We start from the raw sequence: 18,461 nt of genomic DNA, 5'->3' as shown, positions 1-18,461 counted from the left end.
AATCATTTACGTGCAGTCTGCGCACACATGTTTTATGCTAAACCTATCTCCTAAGATAAATTTAAAGACATGATGAAAAACTGGGTCGATCCTGAAGCAAAAGCTGAAGCCGAACGTTATGACAACCCTATCCCTAGCCGCACGCTCATTTTAGAAACCATCGAAAAGAACAATGCCCAGTCCCATGCAGACCTGGTCGAACATTTTGAAATTGCAGATCAAAAAAGTATTGATGCCCTGAGCCATCGTTTAATTGCGATGGTGCGTGACGGGCAACTGATGAAAGACGGCTACAAGTTTCAGATTGCCGTCGAGCAACCTGAATCCGAAGCGACGGTTTATATCAATTCCCGGGGGATGGGAACTGCCAACATTTCCGGCCAGGACGACCTATTACTGGCTGAGCGTGAACTGCGCCTGGTCTTTAATGGTGACCGCGTTAAAGTGCGTCAGACTTCGGTAGACCGTAAAGGTAAGGCCTGGGGCTATATTACTGAAGTTGTGCAGCATCGTGTCAAACAGATCATTGGTAAAGTGTCAGAGTATGATGGTGAATACTTTATCCAGCCAGCCAACCCGAATGCACATCAGCCAATTACCCTTGAAAAAGAACTGATTGAACATGCCCAAGTCAATCTGGGTGACTCGATTCGTGTGGCGATTGATACCTATCCGACCCGTGAAGAATTCGCGACTGGGCATATTGTGCAGTCCATGGCAGACAAGGCCGATACTGAAATCATCATTCCACAAACCATTTTAGAATATGGTTTGCCTTATGAATTCCCGGAAGAAGTTGTTAAAGAAGCCGAGAGCTTTAAAGAACCAACGGCCAAAGACCATGAGGGTCGTGTGGATCTGCGTGATTTAGCCTTAGTTACTATTGACGGTGAAGATGCACGTGACTTTGATGATGCCGTTTATGCCGAAAAACGTCCCGGCGGTGGTTATCGTGTAGTCGTAGCCATTGCCGATGTCAGCCATTATGTGCGTCCAGGCAAACCGCTGGATGATGAAGCGCAGGAACGCGGGACGTCAGTCTACTTCCCGCACTTTGTTTTACCGATGCTGCCTGAAGCATTGTCGAATGGCCTGTGTTCGTTAAATCCGAATGTTGACCGCCTATGTATGGTCTGTGATTTAAAACTGTCACGTGCTGGCCGTGTTACCGGTTTTGAGTTCTATCCATCTGTTATGCATTCCAAGGCACGTTTGACCTATGATCAGGTCGCACAGTATCTGGAAGGTGACAGTCAAGCCATTACCGAAGACCGTGAAGTTCGCAAGTCGATCAACACCCTGTTCCAGCTTTATCAAGTTCTTAAAAGTTTACGTGCTGAACGCCATGCCATGGAATTTGAAACCGTCGAAACTTACATGACCTTCGACGAACTGGGCGGAATTAAAGAAATTTTGCCGCGTAGCCGTAATGATGCGCATAAGCTGATTGAAGAATGTATGTTGCTGGCCAACGTGGCAGCCGCAGAATATGCATTGAAAAATGAAATGCCAATGTTGTACCGTGTGCATGAGCCACCAGAGTTCTCACGTATCCAGAAAGTCCGTGACTTCGTCAAGCTGCTGGGTTTGAATTTCCCGGAACAGCCGACTCAGAAAGATTATCAGGCGGTGATTGAAGCGACCAAAGAACGGATTGATGCACCAAGTATTCATGCCGTGTTATTACGCTCCATGATGCAGGCTTACTATGGTGCGAGTAATGCAGGCCATTATGGTCTGGCTTATGAAGCCTATACACATTTCACTTCACCAATTCGCCGTTATCCGGATTTGTTATTGCATCGTGCAATCAAAGCACATTTAAATAACAAGCCATCTCCGCTTTCAGGCGGTGCTTTAGATGAAGCTGGTGACCATTTCTCTGCCACAGAACGTCGTGCAGATGAAGCGTCGCGCTCGGTGACGACCTGGTTGAAATGTCATTATATGCAGCAGCATCTGGGCGAAGAATTTGTCGGCATTATTAGTGCAACGGCAGAATTTGGCCTGTTTGTCACGTTAAAAGATCTGTATGTCGATGGTATGGTGCATGTCAGCCAGCTAGGTGATGACTTCTTTGTCTTTGATCAAAGCAGCCAGAATCTGATCGGCCAGAACCGTGGTCAGGTCTTTGGTCTGGGTGATGAAGTCAAAATCAAGGTTGCCGGTGTCAATCTGGAAGAACGTAAGATCGATTTTGAACTGGTGCAACAACTCAGTCATGCCGGCCGTGCAGTTCGTGCCCGTGCACCGCGCGTGAGTGAGAAAAAACCAGTATCACGTCCAGCAGCGACAGAAGAAGTGTTTGGCAATAATGAACGTGAATCTAAATCCAACTTGAGCGCCGATGGAGAACAACCCATACGACGCAAAAAAGGAAAAGGAAAACCCAGCTCTTACAGTAAAAAGTCTGCTAAACCATCTGCAGGAAAGTCTGAAGCAAAGGTTAAAGATAAAGTAAAGAAAAAGGCCAAGGTCAAAAAGAAAAAGTCGAATGCAAAAGCCAAGACTGAATAATTTTTGATGGTTTAAAAAGAGCGCTATGGCGCTCTTTTTTATTCATAATCAAAATACTAACTAGAAATAAAAAGGAATTATAAATTGGAAGTTATTAATATTCTAACATTAATCATTTCTCTTATGGCTCTGCTCGTAACCTACGCAGTATTTAAATCCGATCAGCAACCACAAATTATTATTTTTGCTACGCCTCATTATGGGAAAGAATCCGTAATCCAACTTCATGTTAAAAATATTGGAAAATCCATCGCTCATAATGTAAAAATATCTAGTGATCGACCGATCCCTCGCGCGGCATTTGGAATTGAAAAATTAAATTCTGAAAAACAAGATTTTGAAACTGGTATTTTTAAAAATGGAGTCAAAGTATTCCCACCCAATCAGAGCTATATATACGATTGGGGGCAATATGGGGGCTTAAAAGATTCATTAGATAATTCCCCTATAACATTCACTATTACATATTTGTATAAACACCCTTTGAATCTTTGGAAAACAAAAATCACTGACATCTCTACAATTGATATAAATGAATTAGAATCACTTCCAGCATCCAATGGAGGATTATTAGAACAATTAAAAAATATCAATAAATCATTAACAACCTTAAATCAAAAGATCGAGAAAAAACTGTAGATAGCTTGATTTCCTAGCTCATAACCCCTACATCTAGATTTAACATAGGAAATAAATCGGCAGACCGACATGACTTTAGAAAAGGCAACTTTGCCTGTTCCACAATTTGATCAGATTACGCTGGCTGAGCTAAAACAAAAAATTGAAAGCTGTATCTCTGAAGGGCAAAAGTTCCTGAATGACCTCACCGAAACGCCTACTACAGTACAGGAGCAGCTGACTACTCTGGAACATGTCGACACGCTTGAAAACAATATGAGTGAGTCTTGGGGCATCTTGTCACATTTAAATGCCGTGATGAACAATGCCGAAACCCGTGATGTCTACCAAGCACTTTTACCGGGTCTTAGCGAATATTATACGCAACTGGGTCAACATACGGCGCTGTATCAGACCTATCAGCATATTTATGATGCGTCGATTTATAGTGAACTGCCGGCAGCGCAGCAAAGCGCTATTAAACTGGCCTTACGTGACTTTAAATTATCTGGGGTGGCGTTAGAGGGTGAAGCGAAAAAACGTTATGCGGAAATTTCGGCACGTCTGTCCCAATTATCTTCCGACTTCTCCAACCATGTGCTAGATGCGACTCAGGCCTATTTCAGACCGCTGAATGAAGATGAGTTAGCGGGTCTATCTTCAAATAATATTGAGCTGTTAAAACAATATGGTCAGCAACGTGAGCTGGATCAACCGGTGGCTACGCTGGATTTCCCGTCTTATCTGGCGATCATGACCCATTCAGAAAATCGCCCTCTGCGTGAAGAACTCTATAAAGCTTATACCACGCGTGCGTCAGATCAGGCTGAACAGAGCGAGTTTGACAATACTGCACTGATCGAAGAAATTCTCAGTTTGCGTCTGGAAATGGCAAAACTGCTTGGCTTTAATAATTATGCGGAATTGTCCTTAGCCAGCAAAATGGCACCAAGTGTAGAGGCCGTAGACGAATTCTTGCGTGATCTGGCAGAGCATGCCCGCGCGCCAGCAGAGAAAGAAATTGCAGAACTGAAAGCGATTGCTGCTGAAGATGGCATCCGTGACCTGCAACCGTGGGACAGTGGCTATTATTCTGAAAAGCTGAAAATGCAGCAATTTAACCTGTCACAGGAAGCGCTTAAACCTTACTTCCCTGCACCGAAAATCCTGCAAGGCCTGTTCAGTATTGTTAATCGTCTGTATGGCATTCAGGTGATTGAACGTGAAGCGCCTGTATGGCATCCGGATGCACGTTATTTTGAATTAGAAGATCAGGGTCAGGTGATTGGCGGTTTCTATTTTGATCTATATGCACGTCAGGGCAAACGTGGCGGTGCATGGATGAGCGGTTTCCGTTCCCGTATGCAGACCAGTGATGGCTTGCAAAAACCGATTTGTTATATGGTCGGTAACTTTACTCCACCCGTCGGCAATCGCCCTGCACTCTTGACCCATGATGAAGTCATCACCTTGTTCCATGAATTTGGTCATGGCCTGCATCATATGCTGACAGAAGTGGACAATATTGCGGTAGCAGGTACCCATGGCGTGGCTTGGGATGCGGTCGAACTGCCAAGCCAGTTTATGGAATTCTGGGCCTGGGATCAGGAAAGTCTGGATCTGCTCAGCGAGCACATTGAAACTCAAGAATCCTTGCCGGCAGAGTTGCTGAAAGCCCTGCTCGATGCACGTTTCTTCCAGTCTGGCATGCAAACCCTGCGTCAGCTTGAATTTGCCCTGTTTGACCTGAGTATTCACCGAGCCAATCCGGCTTTAAATGCAACACAGGTTCAGGCTACTCTGAATGAGATCCGTGAAAAGTATGCGGTCCTACCGACCACCGACTATAACCGTTTCCAGCACAGCTTCAGTCACATTTTTGCCGGTGGTTATGCAGCAGGATATTATTCCTATAAATGGGCCGAAGTTTTGGCCAGTGATGCCTTCGACCGCTTTGAAGATGAAGGTATTTTTAATACCACTACCGGAAAGCAGTTTCGGGAAAATATCCTCGCAGTTGGCGGAAAAGACACAGCACTTGACGCATTTATCAATTTCCGCGGACGCGAGCCAAAAATAGATGCGTTGCTGCGTCATCAAGGTTGGACGAACCCCTCTAAAAACGCTTAAACTAGCTTTTTAAGTTGATCACAAGGTGAGTATGATGACCATTAAACGTCGTTTCATTGCAGGCGCAAAATGTCCAAAATGTCAGGCGTTAGATCGCGTCGTCATGCTGACCTCTGGTGAAGATGAATGGATCGAATGTATTGAATGTGGTTATGAAGAAAATCGTCCCACACATGTTGATCAACCAGAAACACCAGCTGTTCCAGATGAAGTTGGCGTGATTCAGTTTAAACCTCGTTCAGTAAAATAAAAATCAAGGTTCAAGCTATGTCAGTAGAACAAAGAAATAACCCCAAACTTTTAATGGGGATTATGGGGGCTTTAGTTACTGTCGTTGCATTGGTATTGCTATATCAGTGGTTGAATGCCTCTTCCGGTGAAGCGGAACGCATACATCAGGAAGATATCGCGGCTGTTCCGGCAGCAAAACCTGCGGCGAAAACTGAAGAAGATACGGCGGCAGCGAAAGCACCTGAGACGATCGAAGCTAAAGCACTGGTATCAAATCAGCTGTTAGATGCACCAGTGCCGGAGAATGCCAGTTTGGTCAAAGAAGAAGTGGCTAAATTAGATGACATCCAAGTTCAGCTCAATGAACAAAAAGCCACACTGGATGCGCAGCATAGCGATGCCGACCAGTTGGTCCAACTGAAAGAGGAACAGATCAAGTTACTTGAAGCACAACTTGCTCAAAGCCAGTAAATCTCGACAGCATTTCAGCTAGAATATCGTCAGATCTTCTAGCTCAGTTGTTTCCATGTCTGCCCCAGCCGCTCCGCATCTGCTTAAAGCCATTCTGTTACTGACCTGCTCTGCTTTTCTCTTTTCAGTCATGGGCGTCTGTATCCGTTATGCCTCAACAACAATTGATAATGCTACCGTGGTCTTCTTTCGCAATTTTGTTGGGCTGTTTATTTTCCTGCCTTTCATTTTCAATAAAGGCATTGGTTTTTTCAAAACTGAAAAACTATGGATGCACACTTGGCGCGCAGTGGTCGGCCTGACTGCCATGTACGGCTTTTTCTATGCCATTGCTCATTTAAAACTCTCCAATGCCATGGTCTTCACCTACTCTTCCCCGATTTTTATTCCTTTGATTGCCTGGCTATTTCTCAAGGAAAAAATCACCACAAGCATGTTAGCCGCAGCTCTGATTGGTTTCATCGGCGTACTCTGTGTTGCCAAACCGGATTCGGGTTTAATTAACCTGATGTCGGTCATTGGTTTGGGTGCAAGTTTTCTGGCGGCGATGGCGTTTGTCACGGTTCGAGCGCTGACCAAAACCGAGTCTCCGGAAAAAATCGTATTTTATTTCTGCTTTATTGGCACCCTGATTTCAGTAATTCCGATGTTCTGGCTATGGCGACCTTATACTCTGACAGAACTCAGCTATCTGATTACTGCTGGCATCCTGGCCAATTTCAGCCAACTGTTCATGTCAAATGCCTACAAGCTGGCTCCGGCAGGACAAATTGGACCGGTCAACTATGTGGCGATTTTCTTTGCCGGCATGTGGGGCTTTCTGTTCTGGCATGAGGTTCCAGACCTTTATAGCCTGATTGGGCTGGGGCTGATTTTCTGTGCGATTCTACTGTGTAGCCCGATTCTACAAAAGCGCCTGAATTCATCCAAGATTTGATCAAGATTCGAAATCAAAGCAATAAAAAAGCACCCGTAGGTGCTTTTTTATTGCTTTTTTCTTATTGATACCAGCCGAACAGTTTAAAGATATAAGGCACATAGGCAATGATCAGCATCGCAGGCAGCAATACTATCACTGGTAAAATCCAGCGTTCATAACGATAGTAAAAAGACAGATGGCGAACTTCCGCATCCGCTTCAGCCACCTCAGCATCGCCAATCGACTGTCTGGCCAGCAGATGATTCAGCGCAACCGGTGGCGTCACATAACCCAGCTCAAAACCAATCAGGGTAATCATCCAGAAATGAACTGGATGAATGCCATATTGGTAAGCCACTGGAGCCACGGTTGCCGAAATCAGAATCACCGCGCCAAATGGATCCATGATCATCCCGACAAAAATCATCAAGCCGACAATCAGTGAAATCACCAAAATAGTACTACTGATATCGGTCGGGAAGGCTTCCATAATTTCAATACGTTCCAGCAAGCCACCGACACTCACCGAGAGTGCCATCAGAATGACCAAGGCACCAATATGGCCCACGGTCTCACTGGTCGAAATATGCATGGACTTCCAGAAACCGACTTGACGTAAAATTTCGGTCGCCTTTGAGCGCTGCACAGCATGATCAACCACCAGTTCTTTGCCTGATTGTTCGCTATGTTCAGCTTCACGATATTCTGCATTGGCCGCAGCACCGGCTGTTGCCAGTTCAGGTGTCGATCTTGAGTTTAAAGTTGCGGTCAAAGTTTCATCCCAATGCCCCACTGCCGGCAACGGCGCAGGTTCATGACGCAACTTGTCGAACAAGACAATCATCAGCAGAATGACTGGCATCATCACCGGTGCGGTAAATTCATTCAGGTCAGTCGACAAGGCATATTTATAGAATAACCAGATCAGAATGAAAATCACGATATATGGAATAATCGCAATGAAGGCGCGACCGGATTGAGGAGCAGCCACAATAGGTGCAGCAATCCGGAATTTGTTTTCTGCAAAGAACAGGGAAATTACCAGGAATAAAGTCGAACTGAGCAGGAAGACATAAATCCCGTAGTGATAGAGTAAGTCGGTGGTCACTTCTTTATTCAGTGATGCCACAACGACAATCAGCAAGCAAGGACGTAAAACCACGCCCAGTGAACCAGACATTGCAGTGGCGGCCAATGCAAACTGACGGCGTCCGCCCGCATTCCAGACTTCCTTGTAAATAATCGCACCTGCGGCAATTACGAAAATCCCTGATGCTCCGGTATAGGCGGTCGGTAATGCAGCTGCCAGCAAGATTAACCAGGTCAGGGTTTCAGGGGCCAGATTCCATGGACGCAGAATATTCAGGAACATGTCCACGACACGGGTCTGTTTCAGCAACATACCGGCCCAGATAAACAAGGCCAGATTTAGGAAAATACTGGAAAACTCTACCAATTGACCGAGGTAAATCCCCTGTCCCATTGGATAGTCCATAAAAAAGGTGAAATTTATTCCGGTAGTAATGGCCATATAGGCATACAGCGGCACACTCAAAAAGGCCAGACCAAAACTGCCACCTTCGCGCGTTGGTTTTGGCTGTTTGATCACCTGATACAGGCTGATCAAGGTGAGTGTGCTGAACAGAATCATCCACAACCAGTAGATGTACTTCATCTCCCCCATCGGCACGCCCGAGTTCAATACGGACTGATATTGGCTATAGGATGAAAATGCCAGGAAAGCATTAGCGACCAGCATGGCGACCGAATAAACTTTAAAGTCGATACGCGTGCTCGGGCTACGTAAGCCAATATGATGGGTTTTTAGAGTGGCACTGATCGCAGCAAAGACCACCATGATGACCAGAAGCAAAGCCCGGTTTTCCGTACCAAACTTGAAGATTCCAAAAAAAGAGGTTTCAAACGTCCGATAAGCCCGAATACTTGGATGAGCTTGCACATGTTGAATGGCTTTATCATAAAACAGGTAGGATTCTTCACAGACCTGCTGTGCCTGTAACACCGCAGCACGGACATCCGCTTCCGAACGCACCCCGAAGAAGTCGGCATATTCATCGGCTGCATCGGCTTTTATCTGCTGCTGAACGCGTTGATCAACATTAATATTGCGTTCACATTGTGGACGCGTCGGCTCAGCCCTTAAAAATGAATATTGCATTCCTGTTGCCGGATCGCCGTAAATACGCTCCCCCATACGCAGCAACTGACCGTGAATCATTTCCCCGGTGCCAATAATCAAAGTGAGCAAAAGTAAAACCAGCACGACGAAGGTCGAGATCCACTCTGTCCATATATAACGCAACAGACCTAATCCTGATCTGTTTTGATCATTATTTTGCATGTGTATTCCTATTTTTATTTTAGCGGCCTGATGCTTGGTCTAGGACGCTGATCTTCCCTTCTGCCTAGAAAATTCCTTTTCAAAGGTCAGGATCTTTATTCTATGTTTTGACTTTGCATGAAAATTGGCACAATAAAAATGACAATTTATATTTTCTTTTTGTATTTTCTGCCAAGTAAATTATTTATCTCTGCACTTTAATTATCCCGAAAATAATTGCTCACAATATAGATCAGCGCCAGAATCACGCCCCAAATCACCCCAAGTAAATGTGCCTCAACCAAAACCGGACTACCGATCAGCTGCGCCGTTCCGACATTGCCAATGGTGTTTTCCCAGACCAGTTTGGCAAAAATCAAAAATAATACCAGCGCCGCAAAGCCGCGTTCCCGCTTATACAGCAAATGTACACAGGCTACGGCGACATAGGCACCATGCAGCACGCCCGACAGGCCAGCATAGGCTTCAATATTGGGTAAGAAAAAATAAAAGCTTAAACTGATCAACGGTGGCAAGATCAGCAAAATGGCACAGAAATGCCAGACGGTAGCGCGTGGAAAAATGAAAGGTAAACAGATAAAGGCGAGAATGTTTAGAAAGTAATGAATCCAGCTCACATGTACCCAGTGCGCTGTCCAGAGTCGCCAGAATTCACCCAGCAGACTCTCTTGCCAGTAGATAAAATGATCCTGAAAAATTTGCAGACATGCAGAGAGAGAGACAAAAGCCGCTAGAAAAATAATTTTTCGTCGAAAATGTTGATCTAGCATCGGCCTGTTGTCCTCCCTGACCATCTAATTTGACTTCATCCCTGAAGCTTCATGCATAGTATCTGCATTACAGATCCGCACTGAACAGATCATCGAGCTCGGAAGAACTGTCGGATTCATCCCAGAAACGTTGCATGCCATCATCGCCACTACGTATACCAGTATTTTCTGTCCAGTAACGATCTGATATGCCACTGACCATAATCGCGGCCATGCTGTCAATCAGCTTGAATTGCGGATTTACCGGTTTTTCCTCCGTACGGGCCTGAGCAAAGGTTTTCAAGGCATCCCGAACTTTGGCATCATCGCCACTGGCCTGAGCCGCTACGGCATACAAGGCATGAGATAAACGTACACCTTTTTGCTCACCAATTTGTGTAGATTGTTTTAATGTTTGGTAAGGGTCAGGCTTGCCTTCCCCTGCGCCTGGCAACAAAGTCCAGATCACCGCACGGGTGGCATTCGGCGCACCCCAGAATTTCGCGTTATCCAGACACACCATGCCACGCTCGACCACGGCAGCAATATCTTTCGGTACATGCACTGCACCACCCGAGTTAATATCATTGGTCATGGCCTGCAAGCCACTGAGCATACCCAACAGATAAACCGTTTGCTCGATATCACTGTTCATGCGTGGGCATTCTTCACCCAGGGCTTTTTGGTATTTCTTTTCATAACGGCTCTGGAACAGTTGATAACCGGTATATTGACGCTGTGCTGCCAGTGTCGCCCAGCGCTTCTGCTCGATTCGGGCATCTTGAGCTTCTGCCACCTGATTGGTTTTTGAAGCACGTAAATAGCGTAACTCGGCTTCCAGCGCTTTTTGCTCGGCACAAATACCGGCAGCCGAATACATCAGCACGGCCACCCGTGTTGGATCCGCCCCCATTTCTTTGGTCGCCATAATGGCCGGCGTTAAAGAATTCCCTGAATTACACACCATTTCAGCATCATCCATCGCTAAAATCGGCGGTACAATATGGTTTTCGGTGAAACCCAGTGCAACATTGGCACCGGTTTTAATGACCTGAGAACACCCCGTCAAAACTGTTGTTGTTATTGCAATGGTCGCCATACCTTGGCATATTTTACGGACGCCTGACATTTTCCTGTCCTCTATAATTGTGATTATGTCCATCTTTCTGCTAAAGATATCAGAAGCATTTTGTGAATAAAAGAGTATTTACTCTAATTTAGACGAGACACTTTGCCATTAAATAGCCACGCTGCAATTGACTGTATTCAGGAGAATCCCAAATTTTGGGCAAAAAAAAGTAGCATTGCGACGGTTCAGCACATGCTACTTATTAACTGTACAAGCAGAAAAATGATAAAACCCTGCTTGGTTAAGATGAAAACTTATCCTTCAGCACCGTCCCGATTCGTCCTACTACCAAGGCTAAAACAATCGCGACGATCAAATACATCCACACTGGAAATTCCATCAAGGTCTCCCGTAGTTGCTGTTGGTGAGTTAAATGTACAGGCTAAAAATAAAACATAGGGAATAAATTGTCAGACAATTTCTCTAAGTTATGCATTAACCGTAATTTTTGTCTGACAATAAAAATAGAAAGTTGATCTAAATATTTGTTTTATGAACATTTTAATTAAATCATTAAAATGTGTTTGTCTTATAACTAAACTAATTTAGTCAGTACTTTTAAAGACTTCCATTGTTTGAACGGCAATTGATCACACCAGATCAGTAAAGGTCGCGCCTTGGCATGCTGGAAATACACCACAATATACGCCTGATGATCAATGACATGACTGATGAATACCCGACGGGTCGGTCGTGCTTTGGTAGTCAAGGACCATTCACGTCCATCGAGATATTCAAACTGCTCTATCTGTGGCGTCTTACGATAAAACAGCTGATAAATTACCAAGCCTATGACAACACATACTGCCCAAATTGCAATCGGTAATAACTGATACAACAGATACATCAGCAGTGCAAAAATAAACAGCTGAAACGCCAATGCACACAGACTGCGTTTCAGCTTGAAGCAACGATTATCCATGAACGTAAAATTTAAGCTTCTTGATAAAATCTTTTAGTTCAGGGCGTGGCGGCTCGGACACTTCCATAAACCAGTCCAGCAAATCCGGGTCTTCCTGCTCAACCAGTTCTGCGAACATCTGCTTTTCGAAAGGCTCAGCATTCAGGTAGTAGTTTTTGACGTAGGGATCAAAATATACATCCAGTTCTTTTAGACCACGACGCGCACGATAAATCACCTTGCGCTCTTCCAAGCTAATGTCATCAGTCATCGAATTTCCCCAACTCGTTATAAACCCGAATAGTTTACCTGAAGCGCTGGCTGAATTTCGAGGGATTTCATAGAAATGACCAAAAGCATCAACAGATTTAAGTCATTTGAACATTCCGCTCATTGCTGCTGATCTTGGCATGGCCTAAGTTAAACCAAACAGATCAAAATAAGGAATAACAAGATGCAATCTGCAGCCATTCGCCCACTTGCTCCGATGCTGCCGCGCCAACTCTTTACTACCGAACATGAGGCTTTTCGCGAGACGGTACGTAAATTTTATGAGAAAGAAGTCATTCCACATACCGAGCGTTATGAAAGTCAGCAGCATGTAGATCGAGAGCTGTGGAATAAAGCCGGTGAGCTTGGATTGCTCTGCGCTACCATGCCTGAGGAATATGGCGGTTCTGGCGTAGACCGGCTGTATAGCATGATTTTGATTGAGGAACAGGCCTATGCCGGAGATTCAGCGACTGGGTTTTCGCTACATTCGGATATCGTCGCCAATTATCTGCTGAATTTTGGCAATGATCGCCAAAAACAATATTGGCTACCCAAAATGGCGTCTGGAGAGGTCGTCACCGCGATTGCCATGACCGAACCGGGAACTGGCTCTGACCTGCAAGCAGTCCGTACCTCTGCTGTATTGGATGGCGATGACTATGTGATTAATGGTTCCAAGATCTTCATTACCAATGGCTATCTCTGTGAGATGGCGATTGTGGTCTGTAAAACGGGGAATAGTGACAAAGGCTCGGCCAATCTCTCATTAATTATGGTCGAAGCCGACCGAGCCGGATTTAGCAAAGGTAAACCGCTGAATAAAATCGGCATGAAAGGCCAGGATACTTGCGAGCTGTTCTTTGATAATGTCCGTGTCCCCAAAGAAAATCTGCTGGGAATGCAAGGCATGGGTTTTATGATGCTAATGAAAGAACTGGCCTGGGAGCGCCTGATTGTGGCGATTATCTGTCAGGCAGGCGCTGAAGCCGCTTTCGCACATACAGTGAAATATACCAAGGAGCGTCAGGCATTTGGCAAGAGCATCAGCCATTTTCAAAATACCCGTTTTAAACTGGCAGAACTACGTACCGAGATCGATGTGTGCCGCACTTATCTGGATCGCTGTATGCAGCTGCAACTCAATCACGAACTGGGCGTAGATGCCGCTGCTGCGGCCAAATACAAGATTTCAGAAATGTACAGCAAAGTCGTAGATGAATGTCTGCAATTGCATGGCGGCTATGGTTATATGCTGGAATATCCGATTGCCCGTGCCTATATCGACAACCGTGCCAATCGGATTTACGCGGGTACCAATGAAATCATGAAAGAACTCATCGCCCGTTCACTTTAAAATGGATTCATAAAAAAGGAGTCTCTTAGGACTCCTTTTTCTGTATGCAAAAATATAACTTTAAGAAACCAGACGCGGTTTATGCTTTAAAGCATTGCTGTTTTTTCTAAATTTCAGCACCCCATCTTCAAAGGAAGCCTGTTTGAGTTCCTTGCGGTCTGCGAGATAATTATTGCTGACTTTCCACGGAGCATGTTTACCCTGCTTTGGCATCACATCCGCAGCACGGGCAATATAACCCGAACTGAGACTGCCCATGACGGTATCCTGAAGCAATTCGCTCTGATCTCCCTGAGGAATCACCTGCGCATAACCTTGCTGATCCATATAGTTCAACAAACGGCAAATATACTCAGCTGCAATATCGACTTTAAGCGTCCAGGAGGCATTAATATAGCCAATAATCAGCGCCATATTTGGTATATCACTGACCATGATGCCTCTATACAGCATATGCTGTGAGGTATCGATAGGCTGACCATCCATCGTCGCCTGAATCCCGCCGAGGATTTGAATATTCAGACCCGTTGCAGAAACAATAATATCAGCATCCAGATGTTGACCTGATTTCAGCTGAATTCCAGTTTCGGTCAAGGTTTCTATCTGATCCGTTGCAACCGATGCCTGCCCTTCACGTAAAATTTCAAACAGATCCCCATCCGGCACCACACAGAGACGCTGATCCCAAGGTTCATAATTCGGGGTAAAGTGCTTCATGTCCACTTTACCTTTCAGCTGGAATTGCACCGATTTAAGCAAAAGTGATTTTAATAATTTTGGCTGTTTCTGTGCCAAAGCATAAATCCCGCGCTGCATGCCGATATTACGCGCACGTGTCAGCTTGTAGGCGACCTCCTCAGGCAGATATTTACGCATTTTTGAATAAATAAAATCGACCGAAGGCACAGAGGCAATATAAGTCGGTGAACGCTGCAACATGGTCACATGACCTGCTCCACCTTTGACCATCGCAGGAACCAAGGTAATCGCGGTCGCACCACTACCAATAATGACCACCTTTTTGCCTTTATAGTTTAAATTTTCCGGCCAATGTTGCGGATGAATAAACTCACCTTTGAATGCAGTTTGATTTGGAAACTCCGGCTGAAAACCCTGATCATAATTATAATAACCGGTACAACCCAGTATAAAGTTGGCGATCCAGATCTGCGTCTTACCCTGTGCGTCCACAATCTCTACTGACCATTTGCAGGTGGCAGAATCATAATTAGCACTCAGAACCCGATGCTGGAAATAGATTTTTGGCTGAAGTTTAAACTCTTCTACCACTTCAGCAAGATAATTTTTGATGGATGCGCCATCGGCAAGCACGCTTTCTTTCTTCCAGGGTTTGAAATTAAAACCAAAAGTCGACATATCCGAATCAGAACGGATTCCCGGATATTTAAACAGATCCCAAGTTCCACCAATACTTTCGCGGCGTTCAATAATCTCAAAAGAGCGTTGCGGACAATGTTTAGAAAGATGCGCTGCCAGACCAATCCCCGAGATCCCCGCACCCACAATTAAAATATCTACCTGCTTTTCCATGTTGTTTTTTTACCTAAGCGATGCTATCTGTTTTTATTAAATCACAAAACTGACAATACACAATGTCAAGTTTATTAAAAAGACGTTATTTTTTTATCTTTTGAGGCCAGATCCAGTTATACGAGATTAAAAGTCAGACTAAATTAAAATATACAGACAATAAAAAAGGCCGGTTTATTCAACCGACCTTTTCGAACAACTTGCGTTATTCTTCACGAAATTAGTTAACTTCGCGATCTACTAGCTCAACGTAAGCCATCGGTGCAGCATCACCTGCACGGAAGCCCGCTTTAAGAACACGTAGATAACCGCCGTTACGCTCTTTGTAACGAGGGCCAAGAACGGTAAATAATTTACCAACAGTTGCTGCTGAACGAGTACGAGCAAACGCCAAACGACGGTTTGCTACTGTATCGTTTTTAGCTAAAGTGATTAAAGGCTCAGCTACACGACGTAACTCTTTTGCTTTAGGCACAGTTGTTTTGATCAACTCGTGCTCGAACAAAGAGTTAGCCATGTTTTGGAACATCGCTTTACGATGACTGCTTGTACGGCCTAATTTCACACCACTATTACGATGACGCATGGTGATAGTCCTACTTAATTAACGGCTACGATAGGCGAAACGATCGTCCATACGGAGACTAGCCGGTGGCCAGTTCTCTAAACGCATGCCGAGTTGTAAGCCTTTAGAAGCCAGAACATCTTTGATCTCAGTAAGCGATTTTTTACCCAAGTTAGGAGTTTTAAGCAACTCAACTTCGGTACGCTGTACAAGATCACCAATGTAGTAAATGTTTTCTGCTTTCAAACAGTTAGCAGAACGAACAGTTAGCTCTAGATCATCTACTGGGCGAAGCAAGATTGGGTCAACTTCTTCACGAGGCTCTTGAGCAACAGGTGCTTGATCTTTCTGAAGGTCAACGAAGATCGCAATTTGTTGCTGCAAAATAGTTGCAGCTTTGCGGATCGCTTCTTCAGGATCTACAGTACCATTGGTTTCAAGATCAATGATCAGTTTATCAAGGTCAGTACGTTGTTCTACACGCGCGTTTTCCACGGTGTATGAAACACGTTTGATTGGGCTGTAAGAAGCATCTAACTGCAAGCGACCCACTGGGCGAGTTTCGCCTTCTGGGAAGCGTGAATCAGAAGTCTCGTAGCCACGACCTTGAGCCACTTTCAGACGCATTTTCAATGAGCCTGAGGCACTTAAAGTACCGATCAAATGTTCAGGGTTAACCACTTCAACATTATGAGGTAAACGAAGGTCAGCCGCAGTTACGTCGCCTGCACCTTGTTTCTCTAATGTCAAATATGCTTCATTTTGATCGAACAGCTTAATCGACAATCCTTTTAGGTTCAGCAAGAGCTCGACGATGTCCTGCTGCAAGCCTTCCAAAGTACTGTACTCGTGCTCGACCCCTTCAATCTCAACTTCTACCACAGCTGCGCCAGGTAGAGAAGAAAGAAGGATGCGACGTAAAGCATTACCAAGAGTATGACCAAAGCCACGCTCTAATGGTTCTAGAATAACTTTTGCCGAGGTCCCGCTTGCCGCTTCGACCTTGATCGCTTGCGGAGTTAGAAACTCATTTGCAGTACGCGTCATATTGCTTCCTCAAGGATTATTTAGAATACAATTCTACAATCAAGCTTTCGTTGATTTCAGCAGGTAAATCAGAACGATCCGGTGCAGCTTTGAACGTACCTTCTAATTTAGAATGGTCAATTTCCATCCAAGAAGGCATACCACGTTGAGTAGCTAATTCAATTGCGTTTTTGATACGTAATTGTTGCTTAGCGCCTTCGTGAACTGCGATCACATCACCTGCTTTAACTTGGATAGACGCAATGTTAACACGACGGCCATTCAAAGTGATGCTACGGTGAGATACTAACTGACGAGCTTCTGCACGAGTAGAACCGAAACCCATACGATAAACAACGTTATCAAGACGGCTTTCAAGTAGCTTCAACAGGTTTTCACCAGTTGCGCCTTTAACACGAGCAGCTTCTTTATAGTAGTTACTAAATTGACGCTCTAAAACACCGTACATGCGACGTACTTTTTGTTTTTCACGTAATTGTAGTGAGTACTCAGATTGTTTACCACCACGAGCCCCGCCGTGTTGGCCAGGAACTTTCGCATGTTTTTTTGTCTTAACATCAAACGGTTTAACGCCTGATTTAAGTTGCAGGTCTGTCCCTTCGCGACGAGAGAGTTTGCATTTTGGACCAATATAACGAGCCATGAATGTTTCTCCTTACACGCGACGTTTTTTAGGTGGACGGCAACCGTTGTGCGGGATTGGCGTCACATCGGTAATGCTGTTAATTTTATAACCCACTGCACCTAAAGCACGAACCGCAGATTCACGACCAGGACCAGGACCTTTTACAAGGACGTCCAAGTTTTTCAAACCGTAGTCTAAAGCAGCTTTACCAGCAACTTCAGCAGCTACCTGAGCAGCGAACGGAGTTGATTTACGTGATCCACGGAAGCCTTGTCCACCTGAAGTGGCCCAAGCCAGTGCATTACCTTGACGATCGGTAATAGTCACAATGGTGTTATTAAAAGAAGCGTGAATGTGTGCGACACCTTCAGAGACGGTACGAGTGACCTTCTTGCGTGCGCGAGTATCTTTAGCCATCTTTTAGCTTCCAGAAATCTTATTTCTTAATAGGTTTGCGCGGACCTTTACGGGTACGAGCGTTAGTTTTGGTGCGTTGACCGCGGACAGGCAAGCTGCGACGATGACGAAGACCGCGGTAGCAGCCTAGATCCATTAAACGTTTAATGTTCATGGAAATTTCGCGACGTAAATCACCTTCGGTCGGAACCTTAGCAACTTCTGCACGAATCGCATCAAGCTGAGCGTCATCTAATTCACGGATCTTAGTAGTTGGAGCAATACCAGCAGCAGCTAAGATAGCTTTTGAAGTATGGCGACCAATACCAAAGATATACGTTAGAGAGATAACAGCGTGCTTGTTATCCGGAATGTTTACACCGGCAATACGAGCCATTCAATTTTCTCCAAAAAGGCAGTAGATAATCAACCGCCCCACAAAAATCTTGAGGGGCGGATAATAACCTAATTCGCCTACAGAAATCAACAGGTCTTAATCAGATTAACCTTGACGCTGCTTATGACGAGGTTCTGCGCTACAAATTACGCGGATAACCCCATTACGACGGATAACTTTACAGCTACCACAAATTTTCTTAACAGAAGCTTGTACTTTCATGATG

General features: G+C 44.9%; 19 protein-coding genes. 7 read left to right on the top strand and 12 right to left on the bottom strand.

Annotated features, from left to right (window positions below; genetic code table 11):
- Positions 1-69 precede the first annotated feature (69 nt).
- The 6 genes from rnr (at position 70) to PYW33_RS02235 (ending at position 6,904) form a co-directional block, all read left to right on the top strand.
- On the top strand, positions 70-2,517 hold the full coding sequence (gene rnr / locus PYW33_RS02260; protein WP_016806776.1) for a ribonuclease R: 2,448 nt from the start codon (positions 70-72) through the stop codon (positions 2,515-2,517).
- 84 nt (positions 2,518-2,601) lie between these two features.
- Entirely contained in the window at positions 2,602-3,156 is a 555-nt protein-coding gene (locus tag PYW33_RS02255) for a hypothetical protein (protein WP_004645074.1), read from the top strand.
- Between the two features lie 69 nt (positions 3,157-3,225).
- Complete coding sequence (locus PYW33_RS02250; RefSeq protein WP_004645073.1) at positions 3,226-5,265, top strand: M3 family metallopeptidase; 2,040 nt, start codon at positions 3,226-3,228, stop codon at positions 5,263-5,265.
- Between the two features lie 40 nt (positions 5,266-5,305).
- Positions 5,306-5,515 (top strand): YheV family putative zinc ribbon protein, encoded by a 210-nt coding sequence (locus PYW33_RS02245; RefSeq protein ID WP_171054337.1) that lies wholly within the window; start codon positions 5,306-5,308, stop codon positions 5,513-5,515.
- Positions 5,516-5,532: 17 nt separating this feature from the next.
- Entirely contained in the window at positions 5,533-5,967 is a 435-nt protein-coding gene (locus PYW33_RS02240) for a restriction endonuclease subunit S domain-containing protein (protein WP_004645071.1), read from the top strand.
- A 55-nt stretch (positions 5,968-6,022) separates the two neighbouring features.
- A complete protein-coding gene (locus PYW33_RS02235) occupies positions 6,023-6,904 on the top strand; it encodes a DMT family transporter (protein ID WP_004645070.1) in 882 nt (293 codons plus the stop codon).
- Between the two features lie 61 nt (positions 6,905-6,965).
- Here the strand turns inward: PYW33_RS02235 and PYW33_RS02230 are convergent, their stop codons facing one another.
- The 5 genes from PYW33_RS02230 to PYW33_RS02210 form a co-directional block, all read right to left on the bottom strand.
- Positions 6,966-9,248 carry a TRAP transporter large permease subunit gene (locus tag PYW33_RS02230; protein WP_004645069.1) on the bottom strand — a complete coding sequence of 761 codons (2,283 nt, stop codon included), beginning with the start codon at positions 9,246-9,248 and terminating at the stop codon, positions 6,966-6,968.
- A 197-nt stretch (positions 9,249-9,445) separates the two neighbouring features.
- A complete protein-coding gene (gene rrtA / locus PYW33_RS02225; protein WP_004281478.1) occupies positions 9,446-10,018 on the bottom strand; it encodes a rhombosortase in 573 nt (190 codons plus the stop codon).
- Positions 10,019-10,085: 67 nt separating this feature from the next.
- Positions 10,086-11,126 carry a hypothetical protein gene (locus PYW33_RS02220; RefSeq protein WP_004645068.1) on the bottom strand — a complete coding sequence of 347 codons (1,041 nt, stop codon included), beginning with the start codon at positions 11,124-11,126 and terminating at the stop codon, positions 10,086-10,088.
- Between the two features lie 535 nt (positions 11,127-11,661).
- Positions 11,662-12,048 carry a hypothetical protein gene (locus PYW33_RS02215; protein ID WP_004645066.1) on the bottom strand — a complete coding sequence of 129 codons (387 nt, stop codon included), beginning with the start codon at positions 12,046-12,048 and terminating at the stop codon, positions 11,662-11,664.
- Entirely contained in the window at positions 12,041-12,298 is a 258-nt protein-coding gene (locus tag PYW33_RS02210) for an FAD assembly factor SdhE (protein ID WP_004645065.1), read from the bottom strand. Before PYW33_RS02210 ends, PYW33_RS02215 begins: the two co-directional genes overlap by 8 nt.
- Positions 12,299-12,481: 183 nt before the next feature.
- On the opposite strand from PYW33_RS02210, the gene PYW33_RS02205 reads away from it, so the two are divergent.
- Positions 12,482-13,654, top strand: coding sequence for an acyl-CoA dehydrogenase family protein (locus PYW33_RS02205; RefSeq protein ID WP_004645063.1), 1,173 nt, complete (start codon positions 12,482-12,484; stop codon positions 13,652-13,654).
- A 60-nt stretch (positions 13,655-13,714) separates the two neighbouring features.
- On the opposite strand, the gene PYW33_RS02200 is transcribed toward PYW33_RS02205, so the two are convergent.
- The 7 genes from PYW33_RS02200 to rpmJ form a co-directional block, all read right to left on the bottom strand.
- Positions 13,715-15,205, bottom strand: coding sequence for a flavin-containing monooxygenase (locus PYW33_RS02200; RefSeq protein ID WP_004645062.1), 1,491 nt, complete (start codon positions 15,203-15,205; stop codon positions 13,715-13,717).
- Between the two features lie 220 nt (positions 15,206-15,425).
- On the bottom strand, positions 15,426-15,791 hold the full coding sequence (gene rplQ / locus PYW33_RS02195) for a 50S ribosomal protein L17 (RefSeq protein ID WP_004281488.1): 366 nt from the start codon (positions 15,789-15,791) through the stop codon (positions 15,426-15,428).
- Positions 15,792-15,809: 18 nt separating this feature from the next.
- A complete protein-coding gene (locus PYW33_RS02190) occupies positions 15,810-16,817 on the bottom strand; it encodes a DNA-directed RNA polymerase subunit alpha (RefSeq protein WP_004281489.1) in 1,008 nt (335 codons plus the stop codon).
- A 16-nt stretch (positions 16,818-16,833) separates the two neighbouring features.
- Complete coding sequence (rpsD, locus tag PYW33_RS02185; protein ID WP_004281490.1) at positions 16,834-17,460, bottom strand: 30S ribosomal protein S4; 627 nt, start codon at positions 17,458-17,460, stop codon at positions 16,834-16,836.
- A 12-nt stretch (positions 17,461-17,472) separates the two neighbouring features.
- Positions 17,473-17,859, bottom strand: a complete 387-nt coding sequence (gene rpsK / locus PYW33_RS02180; RefSeq protein ID WP_004281491.1) for a 30S ribosomal protein S11 — start codon at positions 17,857-17,859, stop codon at positions 17,473-17,475.
- Between the two features lie 19 nt (positions 17,860-17,878).
- Entirely contained in the window at positions 17,879-18,235 is a 357-nt protein-coding gene (rpsM, locus tag PYW33_RS02175) for a 30S ribosomal protein S13 (RefSeq protein ID WP_004281492.1), read from the bottom strand.
- 105 nt (positions 18,236-18,340) lie between these two features.
- A complete protein-coding gene (gene rpmJ / locus PYW33_RS02170; protein WP_000867907.1) occupies positions 18,341-18,457 on the bottom strand; it encodes a 50S ribosomal protein L36 in 117 nt (38 codons plus the stop codon).
- Positions 18,458-18,461: the final 4 nt, after the last annotated feature.

It is taken from the genome of Acinetobacter lwoffii, assembly GCF_029024105.1.
In the GTDB taxonomy this organism is placed as follows: Bacteria; Pseudomonadota; Gammaproteobacteria; order Pseudomonadales; family Moraxellaceae; genus Acinetobacter; species Acinetobacter lwoffii.
This window is presented reverse-complemented; position numbering and strand designations above follow the sequence as displayed.

Coding starts and splice junctions, on each gene's coding strand:
- PYW33_RS02220 (WP_004645068.1), bottom strand. CDS start 11,126: ATGTCAGGCGTCCGTAAAATATGCCAAGGTATGGCGACCATTGCAATA.
- rplQ (WP_004281488.1), bottom strand. CDS start 15,791: ATGCGTCATCGTAATAGTGGTGTGAAATTAGGCCGTACAAGCAGTCAT.
- rpsD (WP_004281490.1), bottom strand. CDS start 17,460: ATGGCTCGTTATATTGGTCCAAAATGCAAACTCTCTCGTCGCGAAGGG.
- PYW33_RS02235 (WP_004645070.1), top strand. CDS start 6,023: ATGTCTGCCCCAGCCGCTCCGCATCTGCTTAAAGCCATTCTGTTACTG.
- rpmJ (WP_000867907.1), bottom strand. CDS start 18,457: ATGAAAGTACAAGCTTCTGTTAAGAAAATTTGTGGTAGCTGTAAAGTT.
- PYW33_RS02230 (WP_004645069.1), bottom strand. CDS start 9,248: ATGCAAAATAATGATCAAAACAGATCAGGATTAGGTCTGTTGCGTTAT.
- PYW33_RS02190 (WP_004281489.1), bottom strand. CDS start 16,817: ATGACGCGTACTGCAAATGAGTTTCTAACTCCGCAAGCGATCAAGGTC.
- PYW33_RS02215 (WP_004645066.1), bottom strand. CDS start 12,048: ATGGATAATCGTTGCTTCAAGCTGAAACGCAGTCTGTGTGCATTGGCG.
- PYW33_RS02200 (WP_004645062.1), bottom strand. CDS start 15,205: ATGGAAAAGCAGGTAGATATTTTAATTGTGGGTGCGGGGATCTCGGGG.
- PYW33_RS02250 (WP_004645073.1), top strand. CDS start 3,226: ATGACTTTAGAAAAGGCAACTTTGCCTGTTCCACAATTTGATCAGATT.
- PYW33_RS02240 (WP_004645071.1), top strand. CDS start 5,533: ATGTCAGTAGAACAAAGAAATAACCCCAAACTTTTAATGGGGATTATG.
- rrtA (WP_004281478.1), bottom strand. CDS start 10,018: ATGCTAGATCAACATTTTCGACGAAAAATTATTTTTCTAGCGGCTTTT.
- PYW33_RS02210 (WP_004645065.1), bottom strand. CDS start 12,298: ATGACTGATGACATTAGCTTGGAAGAGCGCAAGGTGATTTATCGTGCG.
- PYW33_RS02205 (WP_004645063.1), top strand. CDS start 12,482: ATGCAATCTGCAGCCATTCGCCCACTTGCTCCGATGCTGCCGCGCCAA.
- rpsM (WP_004281492.1), bottom strand. CDS start 18,235: ATGGCTCGTATTGCCGGTGTAAACATTCCGGATAACAAGCACGCTGTT.
- rnr (WP_016806776.1), top strand. CDS start 70: ATGATGAAAAACTGGGTCGATCCTGAAGCAAAAGCTGAAGCCGAACGT.
- rpsK (WP_004281491.1), bottom strand. CDS start 17,859: ATGGCTAAAGATACTCGCGCACGCAAGAAGGTCACTCGTACCGTCTCT.